Genomic DNA, 15,148 nt, shown 5'->3' on the forward strand with positions numbered 1-15,148 from the left:
GCGAGGCTCGGCCGGCACAGCGAGGAGAGACCCGCATGGCCCGTGTCCGCGACATTCCGCCCGAGGAGCTGCCGCCCGATCTCGCCGCCATCTATCGCCGCTTCGCCGGCGAATACGGACCTTTCGCCAACCAGGTGGCGGTCATCGCCCATGTGCCCGCGGCGCTGCACCATCTGATGCCCATGCTGATGGAGCTGCGCGAGGCGAAGACCCTGCCCAAGCGCTACCTGGAATTGGCGATCGTCACCGTCTCCCTGCTCAATGCCTGCCATTACTGCGTGGCCCATCACGCCCCCTTCCTGGAAGTGGAGGGGGTCAGCCGCGAGGGCGCCGAGCGGCTGCTGGACTACGCCGCCCACCCGGAGCTGGATGCGGTGGACAGGCTGGTGGTGGAATACGCCATCGCCGCCTGGGAACATTCCAACCGCATCCCGGAGGCGCTCTTCGCCCGGCTGCGGGCGCAATTCTCCGAGGCGCAGATCGTCGAGCTGACGCTGCGCATCACCCTGTGCGGCTTCTTCAACCGCTTCAACGACGCGCTGCGGATCGAGGAGGAGGCGCTCGCCACCGGCTGAGCGCGGCCGGCGCCGCCCTGCGCTGCATCAAGGAAGCGGGGCGGCGGGTGGGGTAGGGGTGTCGCCAGGCCGGTTCAGGCGCCGGGGAACTTCTGCGTATCCCCAGGCCCTTATCCGGCGGCAGCCTGAAGGAGGTTCCATGTCGTCCACCGGCTATTCCCCGTTCCCCGAGCATCTGGAGGAGGCGCTGGCGCATCGCTGGTGGGCGGTGGCGCTGCGCGGCGTCTGCGCCATTCTCTTCGGCATCCTGGCGCTGCTGGCGCCGGGGGCGGTGCTGCTGTCCCTGGCCCTGCTGTTCGGCGCCTGGCTGGTGGTGGATGGCGTGCTGGGGCTGGTGGCCGCGGCGCGCAGCCCGGGCCGGCGCGGGCTGCTGATGGCGGAGGGCGTGCTGACCATCGCCATGGGTGTGCTGGCCCTGGCCTTCCCGGTGGGCGCCGTGCTGGGTTTCGTGCTGGTGACGGCGGCCTGGGCGCTGGCGACCGGCGGGCTGATGGTCGCCGCCGCCTGGAGGATGCGGCAACGGCCCGGGCGGGGCTGGCTGGCGCTGGGCGGCGTGGTGTCCGTGGTCTGGGGCGTGCTGCTGGCCCTGGCGCCGGTGATGGGTGCGGTGGTGCTGACCTGGTGGGCCGCCGGCTATGCCATCGCCTTCGGCGCCCTGCTGCTGGTCGCCGCCTTCCGCCTGCGCGGGGCGAAGGGCTAGAGCAGATCGCCGGAGGGCGGCATCGCCCGGAGGCGTGACTCTGCTCTACAATCCATAAGCCAGAGCGGTTTCGCCCTGCACAGTCAGCGTGAAACCGCTCTAGCTGGTTGCGTCGTCGGTTCTGAAACTCAGACCGGGGTCCGGGGCCAGGTCCTGGCCCCGGCGGAGTGCAGAGGGCGGCGCCCTCTGATGGGGGCATGGGGGCAAAGCCCCCATTATTCAGCCCGGAACCGCGCCTTGGTCAGCGGGTCCAGTGCCAGCGCCGCGCGCACCGCGGCTTGCGCGGCTTCGTCGGGCGCCCAGGCCACCACATGGTCGAACCAGCCCACCCGGCCGCGCACCCGGGCCTGGAACAGCCGGTCCAGCGCCACCGCGGCGGGGGAGCGCCCCTGGCAACAGGCGCAGCCGGGGCTATGAGGCTCGGCCGCCGCGAAGCCCTCCACCGCCACGGCCGCGCTGCCGGGGCAGGGGGTGGCGGCCAGCAGCGCGGCCCGGCCGCCCGCCAGCGCCTCTGCCAGCGCCGCCGGCGCCGCCACGGTGACGACCGGGATGCGCGCATCCAGGGCCCAGGCCATGCATTTACCCCTCGGGAAGGACTTCATCCTAGACATAAGGATGTCTTTATGTGATAGCCAGCCCCATGGATGAATTGCTGGCGCAACTCCGCGCCGCCGCCGAACCGACCCGGTTGCGCCTGCTGGCCCTCTGCGCCCGCGGCGCCTTCTGCGTGTCCGATCTCTGTACGGTGCTGGGGCAGTCCCAGCCCCGCCTCTCCCGCCACCTGAAGCTGCTGGTGGAGGCGGGGTTGCTGGAGCGCGTGCCGGAAGGTGCCAATGCCTATTTCCAGCTTCCCCCCGGCCCAGGGGCGGAGCTGGTGCGGCTGGTCCTCGCCCGGCTGCCGGAGGATGATCCGCTGCTGGCCGCCGATCGCCGCGCCGCGGTGCGGCTGGCCGCCGAGCGCGCCCGTGTCGCTTCGGAGGCCTTCCGCCGCGACGGCGCCGATTGGGATGAGATCCGCGCCCTCGGCCTGCCGGCCGAGGCGATCGAGCAGGCTTTCCTGGCGCTGCTGCCGGCCGCCATTCCGCGCTTCCTCGATATCGGCACCGGCACCGGCCGGCTGCTGGAGCTGGTGGCGGACCGGGCACGGCAGGCGGTGGGCGTCGATGCCAGCCGGGACATGCTGGCCCTGGCCCGGGCGCGGCTGGCGGAGCGGGGCCTGGCCGGCCATTGCACGGTGCGCCAGGCCGATATGTACCGGCTGCCCCTGCCGGATGGCGGCTTCGACGTGGTGGCCCTGCAGATGGTGCTGCATTACGCCGAGGACCCGGCCGCGGCGCTGGCCGAGGCGGCGCGGGTGCTGCGGCCGGAGGGGCTGCTGATCGTCACCGACCTCGCCGCCCATGAGCGGGCGGAGCTGCTGACCGCCCAGGCGCATCGCTGGCCGGGCTTCGACGATGCGGCGCTGGCCGGCTGGTTCGGCGGCGCCGGCTGCGCCGCGCTGGCGCCCGTCACGCTTGCTGGCCCGCTCGCCGTCCGGCTCTGGCCGGCGCGGCGGCTGCCCGGGCTGGTCGCCGCGCCCGCGGCGCTGACCTTCTGATGCGCGCCCGCGGCGCTGACCTTCTGATGCCGCGCCCGCGGCGTTCACCCTGTTGATTCGGAAGATTCTGCCAGATGCCCCGTCCCCCTTTGCTGGATGCCCTGCGTGACCGCGTGCTGCTCTGCGATGGCGGCATGGGCAGCCGGGTGCAGGCGCTGACCCTCGACATCGACAAGGACTATTGGGGCAAGGAGAATTGCACCGAGGTGCTGAACCTCTCCCGCCCCGACCTCGTGCGGGAAATCCATCGCGGCTATTACGCGGCCGGCGCCGATATGGTGCTGACCAACAGCTTTGGCGGTTCCCCGGTCACGCTGGGCGAGTTCGAGCTGGAAAGCCGCGCCTTCGAGATCAACAAGCTGGCGGGGGAGCTGGCGCGGGAGGCGGCGGAGAGTTTCGCCGATGGCCGCGACCGCTGGGTGATCGGCGATATCGGGCCGGGGACGAAGCTGCCGAGCCTCGGGCACATCGCCTATGACGCGCTGCAGGCGGCGCTCGAAGAACAATGCCGCGGGCTGATCGCCGGCGGCGTGGATGCGCTGCTGACCGAGACCAACCAGGACACGCTGTTCATCAAGGCGGCCGTGAATGCCGCCAAGGCGGCGCTGCGGCAGACCGGCAAGCAATTGCCGATCCTGGTGCAGGTGACGGTGGAGACCACCGGCACGCTGCTGGTCGGGCCGGACATTGCCGCGGCCGCCACGGTGACGCATGCGCTGGACGTGCCGCTGATGGGGCTGAATTGCGCCACCGGCCCGCAGGAGATGGCAGAGCATGTGCGCTGGCTGAGCCAGAACTGGCCGGGCTTCATCAGCGTGCAGCCCAATGCCGGCCTGCCGGAGCTGGTGGATGGCAGGACGCATTACCCGCTCCGCCCGGAGGAGATGGCGAGCTGGATGGAACGCTTCGTCCGCGAGGATGGGGTGAACCTGATCGGCGGCTGCTGCGGCACCTCCACGCCCCACATCGCGGCGCTGGACGCCATGTTGCGGAAATTCGATCCCTGGCGGCCGGCGCCGGTGGCGCGGAAATATCATTGGGTGCCCTCGGTCGCCTCGCTCTACGGCGCCGTGTCGCTGCGGCAGGAGAATGCCTATTTCTCCATCGGCGAGCGCTGCAACGCCAATGGCAGCAAGGCCTGGCGGGAGCGCCAGGCGGCGCATGACTGGGATGGCTGCGTCGCCATGGGCCGCGAGCAGGTGGGGGAGGGGTCGAACAGCCTCGACATCTGCACCGCCTTCGTCGGCCGCGACGAGATGGCCGAAATGAACGAGGTGGTGAAGCGCTTCACCAGCAGCGTCAACGCGCCGCTGGTGATCGACAGCACCGAGACGCCGGTGATCGAGGCCGCGCTGAAGCTGCATGGCGGCAAGCCGATCATCAACTCGATCAATTTCGAGGATGGCGAGGGCCATGCGACGGACCGCATGGTGCTGGCGAAGAAATTCGGCGCCGCCGTCATCGCCCTGACCATCGACGAGGTCGGCATGGCGAAGACCGCGGAGGACAAGCTCCGCATCGCGAAGCGGCTGGTGGAATTCGCCTGCGACAAGCACGGCCTGCCGCAGAGCGATCTGATGATTGACCCGCTGACCTTCACCATCGCCACCGGCAATGAGGACGACCGGAAGCTCGGCCTCTGGACGCTGGAGGGCATCCGCATGATCCGGGAGGCATTCCCGGACATCCAGATCATCCTTGGCCTCTCCAACATCTCCTTCGGATTGAACCCCGCCGCGCGGCACGTGCTGAACAGCGTCTTCCTCGATCACGCCGTGAAGGCCGGCATGACCGGCGCCATCGTGCATGTCTCCAAGATCAAGCCGCTGCACCTGATCCCGGAGGAGGAGGTGAAAGTCGCCGAAGACCTGATCTTCGACCGCCGCGCCGAGGGCTACGACCCGCTCCAGCGCATGCTGGAGCTCTTCGCCGGCCGCAAGGCCGCCGATGCCGCCGCCAAGCAGAAGGCCGAGACGGTGGAGGAGCGCCTGCGCGACCGCATCGTCGATGGCGACCGCAAGGGGCTGAACGAGGAATTGCAGGCGGCCCTCGACAAGGGCATCACACCGCTCTCGATCATCAACGACATCCTGCTGGATGGAATGAAGGTGGTGGGCGAACTGTTCGGCGCCGGCAAGATGCAGCTTCCCTTCGTGCTGCAATCCGCCGAGACGATGAAATCCGCCGTCGCCTATCTGGAACCCTTCATGGAGAAGGTGGAGGGGCAGGAGAAGGGCACCATCGTCCTCGCCACGGTGAAGGGCGATGTGCATGACATCGGCAAGAACCTGGTCGATATCATCCTGACGAACAACGGCTATCGCGTGGTCAATCTCGGCATCAAGGTGCCGGTGGCCGAGATGATCGCGGCGGCGAAGGAGCACCGGGCGCATGCCATCGGCATGAGCGGATTGCTGGTGAAATCCACCGTGGTCATGCGCGAGAATCTGGAGGAGATGAGCCGCATCGGCCTGGAAGTGCCGGTGCTGCTGGGCGGCGCGGCGCTGACGCGCAACTACGTGGAAGATGATTGCGTCCGCGCCTATGCCAGCGGACGGGTCGCCTATGCGCGGGACGCCTTCGACGGGCTGCACCTGATGGACAAGGTGACCGGCAACGGCTTCGACGACTACCTCGCCGCCGTGCAGTCGAAGCGCCAGGGCAAGTCCCGCAACGAAGGCCGCACCCTGGGCCAGGCCGATCCGCGCGGCTTCGCGCCGGTGGAGCTGGGCTATGCCGCGGAGCGCCGCCGGCGCCTGACCGCCGCCGAGCCGATCCCTGACCCGCCCTTCTGGGGGCCGCGCGTCATCGAGGCAGCGCCGAAGGCCATCATCCCCTTCATCAACGAGCGCAGCCTCTACCAATTCCAATGGGGCTTCCGGAAGCAGGGCCGCTCGCTGGAGGATTTCCTCGGCTGGGCGAAGCAGGAGCTGCGGCCGGTGCTGAAGCGCATGCTGGCGCTGACGGAGGCGCAGGACATCCTCAAGCCGCAGGCGATCTACGGCTACTGGAAGTGCGCCGGCCAGGGGAACGACCTGATCCTGTTCGAGGCAGACGGCGAGACCGAGGCCTGCCGCTTCACCCTGCCGCGCCAGCCGAAGCAGGATGGCGAGTGCATCGCCGATTTCGTCCGCGACATCGGCGACGGCCCGCAGGCGCGCGACGTGATCGGGCTGCAGGTCGTCACCGTCGGCCAGAAGGCCAGCGACGTGGCGCGGGAATGGTTCGAGGGCAATCGCTACCAGGATTACCTCTACCTCCACGGCCTTTCCGTGGAGATGGCCGAGGCCATGGCGGAATATGTGCACAAGCGCATCCGTGCCGAGTGGGGCTTCGCCGCGGAGGATGACCGCGACATGGACCGCATGTTGCAGCAGGGCTATCGCGGCGGCCGCTACTCCTTCGGCTATCCCGCCTGCCCGCGGCTGGAGGATCAGGTGCCCTTGCTGAAGCTGCTCGGCGCCGAACGGATCGGCGTTTCCATCAGCGACGAATGGCAGCTCCACCCGGAGCAATCCACCAGCGCCATCGTGTTGCACCACCCGCGCGCGAAATACTTCTCCGTCTAGCGGGCGGCCGTCGGACGGCAGCCAAACTCAGGTTCCAAAGGCCCTTCGGCCTTACGGGGACCCATTGACGATGCTTTGCATCGTCAATGGGAGCCCTTCTTGGGGGGAGTGCGAGGGCGGGCAAAGCCCCCCTTGCCCCCACCCCGTGCCCCGGGGCATGAACCCCCAGCCGTCGCCCGGAGCCGCAGCCCTGCCGCCCGCCTCCCTGTCCCGCACCATGCGCATCGCCACCGGCAGCCTCGGAATTGCCCTGGCCGTGCTGGGGCTGAAGCTGGGCGCCTGGTGGCTCACCGGCAGCGTCGCCCTCTTCGCCGATGCGCTGGAGAGCGTGGTGAACGTCGCCGCTGCCCTCGCCGCGCTGCTGGCGGTGCGGCTGGCCGCAGTGCCGCCCGATGCCAACCATCCCTATGGCCACACCAAGGCCGAGTACATCTCCGCCGTGCTGGAGGGGGCGCTGATCGTCGTCGCCGCTCTGGTCATCCTGCACGAGGCCTGGATGGTCTTCCTCGCGCCGCGCGCGCCGGAGCATGCGCCGCTGGGCCTGGCCGTCTCCGCCGTGGCCACGCTGTGCAATTTCCTCTGGGCCAGGCTGTTGTTCCGCGAGGGACGGCAGGCGCGCTCCCCCGCCCTGCTGGCGGATGGCAAGCATCTGATGGCGGATGTCGTCACCTCGCTCGGCGTGCTGCTGGGCGTCGCCGGGGTGGCGCTCACCGGGCTGCTCTGGCTGGACCCGCTGCTGGCGGCGCTGACAGCGCTGAACATCCTGTGGTCCGGCGGGCGGCTGGTGCGGGAATCCGTCAGCGGGCTGATGGATGAGGCGGTGGACGCGGAATTGCTCGGCCGCATCCGCGCCGCCGTCTCCGCGCATGCGGCGGGCGCGCTGGAGGCGCATGATCTGCGCACCCGCCATGCCGGGCGGCTGGTCTTCATCCAATTCCACCTGGTGGTGCCGGGCGGCATGACGGTGGATGCCGCGCATGACATCTGCGACCGGATCGAGGCCGCGCTGAAGGCGGAGATCGAGGGCGCGATCATCACCATCCATGTGGAGCCGGAGGGCAAGGCCAAGCATCACGGGGTGCCGGTGCTGTGAGCGGGCTGGCGGCGCCCGGCCCGCGCCCCGCGCCGCCCCGGCGGCGCCGCTTCGTTCCCTGGGCGCCGGCGCTCTCCGCCAGCCTGCATGCCGGGGCGCTGGCGGCGGTGCTGCTCTGGCTGGACCGGGCGGCGCCGCCAGCGCCGGCGGAGACGCAGGCGCTCGCCATGGTGTTCGAGCCGGCGGCGGAGGAGTCCCTGGCGGCGCCGGAGGAGGCGATGGCGCCGGAGACCCCGCCGCCCCCCGCGGAGGTCGCCGCCCCGCCCGCCCCGCCGGAGGCCGCGCCGCCGCCGCCACCGCCCCGCCAGGCCGCGCTGCCGCCGCCCCAGCTTCCGCCGCCGCCCAGCCCGGCCGTGCCGCCGCCCCGGATGGCGGAGCTGCCGCCGCCGCTCGCCTCGCCCCCGCCCTCGCCGGAGGTGCCGCCACCCCGCCTCGCCGCCCGGCCGCCGCCCGCGCCGCTGCCGCCCGCCACCGCGCCGGACCAGGCGAGCCTGCCGCCACCCCCGCCCGAAGCGCGCGCCGAGACGCCGCCACCGGAGGCCGCACCGCCGCCGCCGCCGGCCGAGGCCTCGCCGCCTGACGCCGCGCCCGAGCCGCCGCCCCTGATGGCCGAAGCGCCGCCCGCCGAACCACCGCCCCCGCAACAGGCGGAGGCGGCCGAGGATCCGCTGCCCCCGCCGCCACCCCCGCCGCCGCGCCCTGCGCCGCCGCGCCAGCAAGTGGCCAGGGCGACCCCGCCCCCCGCCACCCGGCCCCCCGCCCCGCCGCTCGGCACGCTGCAGACCCTGCCCGGCAGCCCCCTGATCCTCGGCGCCACCACCGGCGCCACGCCGCTCTCCCGCCCGCCGGAGCCGCGCTATCCGGAAGGCGCGCGCAGCCGCAACGAGACCGGCACCACCCGGGTGCGGGTGCATGTCGATGCGCAGGGCGGGGTGACGGAGGTGGAGCTGCTCACCAGCTCCGGCTCGGCGGAGCTGGACCGCGCGGCGCGGGAGTATTTCCGGCAATGGCGCTGGGCCCCGGCCCGGCGCAATGGCGTGCCGGTGGCCAGCAACGTCACCACCGCCGTCACCTTCCGCCTCAGCCGATAGGATCGCACGCATGGTGAAGCTGGATGTCATCACGACCCGTGGCGGGGATGACGGGGAGACCTCGCTCGGCGACGGCACCAGGGTACGAAAGGATGCGCTGCGCATCGCCGCCATCGGCGCGGTGGATGAGGCGAATGCGGCGCTCGGCCTGCTGCGGGTGCAGATGGCGGGGCTGCCGGAGGATGCCATGCTGGCCCGGCTGCAGAACGACCTGTTCGATCTCGGCGCCGATCTCTGCCGGCCGGGGGAGGGGGGGCTGCGCATCACCACCGCCCATTGCGCCCGGCTGGAGCAGGAGCTGGCGGCGATGAACGCCGAGCTGCCGCCGCTCCGCAGCTTCGTCCTGCCCGGTGGCACTCCGGCGGCCGCGGCGGCGCACCTGGCCCGTACCCTGGCGCGACGGGCGGAGCGCGAGGTGGTGGCGCTGGCGGCGGCGGAGTCCGTGACGCCGGAAGCGGTGCGCTATCTGAACCGGCTTTCGGATCATTTGTTCGTCATGTCGCGGTGGTTGAACGGCAAGGGGGCGGGTGACGTGGTCTGGGTGCCAGGCGCCGGCGGCTGACTCCCTGCCGCCGGATGGCGGCGCCGTAACCGATCCGCGTAAAAAATGTTGCGCCCAGGTGGCAGTTCGCGAGAAATCCCTCCGCCATCGAGGGGGGAGGGGCGAGACATGCCCGCAAACACCACGCAGACGGAATGGGTTCGACGCGTGCTGGGCATAGGCCCGGCCGGCGGGGCGTCGGCGCAGCCCAACGCCCCGACGGGGCCCGCCAGCCCCGCCCTGCCGGTGTGGCGGGAGGCGAAGGAGGCGGTGGATGCCCAGATCGACGCCCTGGCGAAGGCGCTGCGCGGCTACGGCCATCCCGATCTCGACCGCATCGCCGATCTCGGCCTCTACGGCATCGGCGCGCGGGAAGGCGTCGGCATCATGCGGGCGCTGCTGCAATTCGACGCCGCCTCGGCGGAGGGCAGGGCCCAGGCCGCCAAGGCGGTGCGCAGCGCCACCGCCGCCTGGCGGGCGCTGCTCGCCGGCAACAAGGTCGTCGCGCTGATCGACCGCAACCCGGAAGTGCCGGTGACCATGCAGGCGACGCTCGGCCGCGCCCTCGACGACATCGACAGCATCCTCGACCGCGCCGCCTGAGCCGCGCCGGAGCCCGCCGATCATGAGCCAGACCGTCAACGCCCCGCCCCGTCCGCAGCGGCCCACGCCCAACCTGAACCGCCGCCAGATGCTGCAGCAGAACCATCGCCAGCGCCTGCTGCCGGCGCAGCTCGACGCCTGGCGGGTGGAGATGTTCCGCGAGCTCGGCTGGTCCTCCAAGCAGGAGGCGCAGACCGGGATGTTCGAGGAGATGCAGGGCTATTGCGAGGGCGTCGAGGCGACCGTCCTGCCCAACGACCCGGCGAACAACCCCTATGTGTCGGCCAACCTCGACGAGAAGAAGCTGAAGGCGGGCAAGGAGTTCAAGGCCTATATCGCCGCGCTGAAGGCGTTCGAGGATGCCGGGATCCCGCGCGACATGGCGCTGGTGCAGGCGCTGCGGGAGGCGGCGCAGGGCTATCTCGACCACTTCGCCAAGCATTCCAGGCTGCAGCAGCGTGACAAGATCAACCGCCACAAGCGCGACGTCTGCCTGAACACCCTGGCGGAGCTGAAGAAATACGAGGTGCGGGAGCAGCTCGACGCGCTCGGCCCGCCGCCCTGGCAGAGCGCCAAGGCGATGGAGGCGGCCTCGCTGAAGGCGACGCTCGACCTGGAAAGCCTGCCGCGCGACAAGAAGGCGCAGAATCTCAGCGGCACCCACGCCTTTCCTGCCTTCTGGATCACCCAGGACGTCGAGGGTCAGGACGAGCCGGTCAAGACCTTCCTGTTCAAGCCGGCGACGACGGAGAAGGCCTCCGGCATCCCCTCCGGCGGCACGGCGCCGCGCGAGGCGGCGGCCAACCGCGCCGCGGATCTGTTCGGCGCGATGACCGGCCTTTCCTTCGACATGCCGGAGACGAACATCATCGCGATGAGCAAGGCCCGGCTGCCGGAAGGCGGGCTGGAGGGCGTCATCGGCGGCGATGACGAATCCCGGCCCGATGTCGTCGGCTCGCTGCAGAAGGTGGCGGAGAACCAGGGCGGGCTGCGCGGCCAGAGCCTTTCGGCGCGGGAGGAGATTCCGCCCGAGGAGGTGCAGAAGGTCATCCTGCTCGACATGGCGGTGCTGAACCTCGACCGCCATGCCGACAACATGCTGGCGCAGCGGCAGCAGGACGGCAGCACCAGGCTGATCCCGATCGACCACGGGCTGAGCCTGCCGGGCTTTGCCGCGGCGAAGGACGGCACCATCGCCGACAAGCTGGGCAATCCCAACTTCACCGCCACCCTGTCCCTGCCCGGCGCCCATCAACCCTTCTCGCAGGAGATGCTGGCCGCGATCGCCAAGCTGCAGCCGGATACCTTCGCCAAGGCGATGAAGGCGGAGATCGGCGCCATCGGCGACGCCCACCCTTCCACCAGGGGGCAGATCAGCGACGAGGCGGTGGAGATGAGCCGCCGCTCGCTGATGTTCCTGAAGCTCGGCGCGCCCCAGCTCACCGCCGCGGCGCTGCAGACCGCCTTCGGCCAGAACGCCGCGCTGCTGCTGGATCCCGCGATCGACGACCGGGAATTCGCCAGGCGGGCGCTGCAGGTCATCAACCAGGCCGCGGCGCAGCAGGACGGGCTGCGGGAGCTGATGCAGATGTCGCCCGAGGAGCGGGCGAAGGTCGGCGACGCGCTGAAGGCGAATGGCTGGGATTTCTACAAGGACGAATTCGTCCTGAAGCAGCCGAAGACGGCGCTGGCCTATTACCACGGCAATGTCCTCAACCCGGCGAAGCTCGCCGCCTGCGAGCAGGCGCTGGGCAAGGCCGAGGTGACGGCGTGGCTGAAGGCGATCTCCCTGCAGTCGCTCTTCGCCGACCGCAACGCCATCGCCGCCGGCAGCAAGGCGCGAATGGACCAGGCCGGCCAGTCGGATTACCAGCTCGTGCTGGCGGATTTCCCCAATTTCAAGCCGGTCCCGGGCAAGGAGGGCGACGGGCTCGCCGCCTGGCGGGCGCTGCAGCCGCTGGGCGGGCTGAATGCGATGGAGGCGGCGATCCAGACGCTGCAGCTTTCCGATCGCGATGCCGGCTATACCCGCGACGCGCCGACCCTGGCGCTGGAGCGGGTGAGGCTGGCGGCGGGCTTCACCGGCCTCGGCGACCAGGAGAAGCAGGAGCTGGCCCTGGCCAAGCAGGCCTTCCCGCAGCCCCCGCTGCGCGACGGGGATGTGCTGGGCGCGGCGGAGGAGCTGCCGAGATGGCGCCGCTTCCTCCAGCTCGGTGGCGAGCAGGCCTACCAGACGGCGATGGACGGGCTGAAGCGCCCGCGCGCCACCGGCCTCACCGACGCGATCGACACCATCGAATCCTTCGCCCGGCTGCCGCAGCCGAGCCAGCAGGATCTGGCGGACATCGACGCCATGCGCCAGGCCTTCCCGAATGAGAAGACCTTCGACCAGGCGCCGCTGACCGCCCTGGCCTCGCTCGCCGCCTGGCGGGAGCTGGAGCAGCTTGGCGGCCTGCAGAAGCTGGACCAGGTGCTGGCGGCCGTCATCGGCGGCGCGCCGCGGCCGGACTCGGTGCGGAAGGCGCTGGAGATCGTGCAGGGCGCCAAGGCGCATGAGGATGCGACGGCGGGGCTGGGCCAGATGGATCTGCACCTGCCGGCGCTGCAGGCGGAGCTGGCCTATGTGAAGTCGCTGCTGCCTCGGCTGGCGAATGGCAGCCAGATGCCGGGGAAGGTGACGCTATTCGAGCAGGCGATCCCGCAGGACCGCGCCGCGGCCAGGAAGGCGCTGCACGCGCTGAAGCTCGAGGTGATGGACGAGCTGCTGCTGGCCTTCAAGGCGCTGATCAAGGCGATCGAGGACCGGCTCGACCGCTACAAGATCATCGCCATGGGCACGGATGACCCGGAGGTCGGCTATATCGAGGAGGATTTCGCCGAGCCGCGCGCCAATATCCTGGCCGGCGTCTTCACCAATGCCGAGGCGCTGCTGCGGCAGTTCGAGGACCGGCTGGACAATTGGGCCGCCCAGCAGGACCCCAATCCGGGGTAAGGCGACGGGCGGGGCGGCGGCGCCGCCGCCCCGGCCTGTTCCGCTACAGCGCGAAGCGGGTGCCGACCAGCAGGCTGCGCCCGGGCGTGACGAAGCCGTTCACCGGCTCCCACCGGCTGTTCGTCAGGTTGCGGCCTTCGAGGAAGAGCGCGATTTCCGGCCGCCACTGCCAGGTGGCGGTCAGGTGGAAGACCGCGCCGGCCTTGTTGCTGCGCGGCGAGGTGAAGGCCATGCCGGTATTGTCGTAGCTGGCGAAGGGGCCTTCCGGGCTGCGGCCGGTGAACAGGATGGTGGGCGCCAGCACCACATCCGGCAGCGGCCGCACCATGCCGGTCAGCGTCACCGCATGTTCCGGGCGGCGCGGCAGGCGACGGTCGGTGGCGGCGTCGAAGGCCTCGGTGATGGTCCAGGCGGCGCTGGCTTCCAGCCAGGCGGCGGGGCGCAAGGTCAGGGAGAGTTCCGCGCCATGGATGCGGGCGCGGTCGATGTTGACATAGGTGCTGCTGCTGCCGTCGAAGACATTGACGATCTGGTCCCGCACCCGGCTCTGGAAGAAGGTCCAGCTTGCCGTGGCGAAGCGGGGCTGGCCGAACAGGGTGAGGTCGGTGTCGCTGCCGATTTCCCAGCCCAGGCTGCGTTCCGGCTTCAGGTTCGGGTTGCCGGTGGAGGTGACGAAGCCGTCGAAGCGGCCGATGCCGAAGCGTTCAAACAGCGAGGCGGCGCGGAAGCCGCTGCCGCCGGCGATGCGCAGCCGGGTGGCGAGTTCCGGCAGCGCATAGGCGGCGCCAAGGCGCCAGGTGGTCTCGCTGGTGGCGCCCGTCACCGCGTCGTGGCGGAAGCCGGCGGTGAGGTCGAGCCGCTCGCCGAGGCGGTATTGCAGCGTGGCATAGCCGGCGGTGGTGTGCTGGCTGCCGCGCAGCGTGCTGGTGAAATCCCCGAAGCCGCTGGGGAAATCCTGGCGGGAGCGGGCTTCCTCCAGCGTGTGCAGCACGCCGAAGCCGAGGGCGCCGTCGCGGAAGGCGCCGGCATCCGGCAGGCGCAGGGTGTTGGTCCATTCGAGGCCGGTGCGGGTGCTGCGGTAGCGGCTGTCCTCCCGCGTCGCATCCAGGCTGTCCGGGAAGTTGGAATAGCGGCGATGCTGCTCGCTGCTGAAGATGCGCAGCCCGGTGGTCCAGGGGCCCTGAAAGGGGCGCGTCTCGGCGTGGACCTGGCCGTACCAGCGGCGGTCGAGGCCGCTGTAATTCGGGTCATCATTGGGGATGTTGTCGAGGCCGAAGCGGGTCTCCCGCCAGCGCAGCAGCCCTTCGATGCGGGTGCCGGCTTCCGGGGTCCAGCCCAGCCGTGCCGTGGTGTAACCGCCGCGGAAGCCGTCGCGTTCGCCCATGGAGGAGTTGAAGCGCGGCGCCACGGCGTTGCTGCCGCGGGTGGAGAGGGTCTGGCCGGAGAGCAGGTAGTCGAAGGCGCCGACCGTGCCGCCGGCCCCCAGCCCCGCGCGCAGCGTGTTGTTGCTGCCCGCCGCCAGCTCGCCATAGGGGGCGAAGGCGCGGTCCGGCGGGGCGCGGCGGGTGATGAGGTTGATGACGCCCTGGCCGGCCGCACTGCCATACATCACGGACATCGGACCGCGGATCACCTCGATCCGCTCGACATCCATCAGCAATTCCTGGCCGAAATCGAAGGCGCCGGAGGGGGCGGCGGCGTCGTTGATCGGCACGCCATCCTGCAGCACCAGCAGCCCGGCGGAGCCGGCGCCGCGCAGGAAGCCGGAGGTGAGCTGGCCGAGCCCGCCGGACGGCGCCAGGTGCAGGCCGGGCACGGTCGCCAGCGCCTCGGCCAGGCTCTGCGCGCCGCGTTGCTCGATCTCCTGCCGGGTGATGATGGTGAGGGCGGCTGGGATGCGCTCCTGCGGCGTCGGCGGGCGGGTGGTGGTGACGATGGTCTCGGGCAGGGTCTGCTGCGCCTGGGCCGGCGGGGCCAGGGCCAAGGGAAGGGGCAGCAGGCCGGCGGCCAGCAGGCCGGCCAATGGTAGGCGTCGCATCGGGTCCTCCGTCGCGGCGTGGACGAACGAGTCCCGGCCCGGAAGGGGCCGGAACGGTGTACGTCGTTCCCGCAGACGGAGGCGGCCGCGGGCCGCCCGTGATCCGGTGCGCCGGTGCACCCCGCCCGGCACGCGCGAGACAACTCTGCGCCGGCCGGTCTCCTGGCTCGCGGTGCGGACCCGATGGGGCCCGGGCCCTGCCGCCTTCTCGCCCGCTGGGGCAATGGCGTCTGGCAGGGCGACACCGCCTACAGTTGCGGGGGCAGCGACGGACTGGCGGGGGTGGCCCCCGCGCCGCGTCTTCCCGTTTCAGCCCTTGCGGGCCACCGGCGCATGAGGGGGGTTTAGA

At 71.1% G+C, this 15,148-nt stretch carries 11 protein-coding genes and 1 riboswitch; of the genes, 9 read left to right on the forward strand and 2 right to left on the reverse strand.

Features of this window, described 5'->3' with window-relative positions; translation table 11 throughout:
- Positions 1 to 35: 35 nt before the first annotated feature.
- Positions 36 to 575 (forward strand): carboxymuconolactone decarboxylase family protein, encoded by a 540-nt coding sequence (locus E5N76_RS14350; RefSeq protein WP_149537998.1) that lies wholly within the window; start codon positions 36 to 38, stop codon positions 573 to 575.
- A gap of 139 nt (positions 576 to 714) precedes the next feature.
- Positions 715 to 1,275, forward strand: coding sequence for an HdeD family acid-resistance protein (locus tag E5N76_RS14355; protein ID WP_149537999.1), 561 nt, complete (start codon positions 715 to 717; stop codon positions 1,273 to 1,275).
- A gap of 215 nt (positions 1,276 to 1,490) precedes the next feature.
- On the opposite strand, the gene E5N76_RS14360 is transcribed toward E5N76_RS14355, so the two are convergent.
- On the reverse strand, positions 1,491 to 1,850 hold the full coding sequence (locus tag E5N76_RS14360; protein WP_149538000.1) for a hypothetical protein: 360 nt from the start codon (positions 1,848 to 1,850) through the stop codon (positions 1,491 to 1,493).
- 65 nt (positions 1,851 to 1,915) lie between these two features.
- Here E5N76_RS14360 and E5N76_RS14365 point away from each other — a divergent pair, with 65 nt between their 5' ends.
- The 7 genes from E5N76_RS14365 (at position 1,916) to E5N76_RS31045 (ending at position 12,761) form a co-directional block, all read left to right on the forward strand.
- Positions 1,916 to 2,872, forward strand: coding sequence for an ArsR/SmtB family transcription factor (locus tag E5N76_RS14365; protein WP_149538130.1), 957 nt, complete (start codon positions 1,916 to 1,918; stop codon positions 2,870 to 2,872).
- Positions 2,873 to 2,946: 74 nt separating this feature from the next.
- A complete protein-coding gene (gene metH, locus E5N76_RS14370) occupies positions 2,947 to 6,441 on the forward strand; it encodes a methionine synthase (protein WP_149538001.1) in 3,495 nt (1,164 codons plus the stop codon).
- A 157-nt stretch (positions 6,442 to 6,598) separates the two neighbouring features.
- The gene (locus tag E5N76_RS14375; protein ID WP_149538002.1) at positions 6,599 to 7,534 is read left to right on the forward strand and encodes a cation diffusion facilitator family transporter; all 936 of its coding nucleotides are present in this window, start codon (positions 6,599 to 6,601) and stop codon (positions 7,532 to 7,534) included.
- Entirely contained in the window at positions 7,531 to 8,625 is a 1,095-nt protein-coding gene (locus tag E5N76_RS14380) for an energy transducer TonB (RefSeq protein ID WP_149538003.1), read from the forward strand. The genes E5N76_RS14375 and E5N76_RS14380 overlap by 4 nt, the downstream gene beginning before the upstream one ends.
- A gap of 10 nt (positions 8,626 to 8,635) precedes the next feature.
- A complete protein-coding gene (locus E5N76_RS14385) occupies positions 8,636 to 9,187 on the forward strand; it encodes a cob(I)yrinic acid a,c-diamide adenosyltransferase (RefSeq protein WP_149538004.1) in 552 nt (183 codons plus the stop codon).
- 108 nt (positions 9,188 to 9,295) lie between these two features.
- Positions 9,296 to 9,769: a hypothetical protein gene (locus E5N76_RS14390; RefSeq protein ID WP_149538005.1), complete on the forward strand. Its 474-nt coding sequence runs from the start codon at positions 9,296 to 9,298 to the stop codon at positions 9,767 to 9,769.
- Between the two features lie 22 nt (positions 9,770 to 9,791).
- On the forward strand, positions 9,792 to 12,761 hold the full coding sequence (locus E5N76_RS31045) for a protein kinase family protein (RefSeq protein ID WP_149538006.1): 2,970 nt from the start codon (positions 9,792 to 9,794) through the stop codon (positions 12,759 to 12,761).
- A 43-nt stretch (positions 12,762 to 12,804) separates the two neighbouring features.
- Here the strand turns inward: E5N76_RS31045 and E5N76_RS14400 are convergent, their stop codons facing one another.
- The gene (locus E5N76_RS14400) at positions 12,805 to 14,799 is read right to left on the reverse strand and encodes a TonB-dependent receptor plug domain-containing protein (protein WP_149538007.1); all 1,995 of its coding nucleotides are present in this window, start codon (positions 14,797 to 14,799) and stop codon (positions 12,805 to 12,807) included.
- Positions 14,800 to 14,935: 136 nt separating this feature from the next.
- Positions 14,936 to 15,145: riboswitch (cobalamin riboswitch) on the reverse strand.
- Between the last annotated feature and the right edge of the window lie 3 nt (positions 15,146 to 15,148).

Source organism: Siccirubricoccus phaeus (genome assembly GCF_008360935.1).
In the GTDB taxonomy this organism is placed as follows: domain Bacteria; phylum Pseudomonadota; class Alphaproteobacteria; order Acetobacterales; family Acetobacteraceae; genus Siccirubricoccus; species Siccirubricoccus phaeus.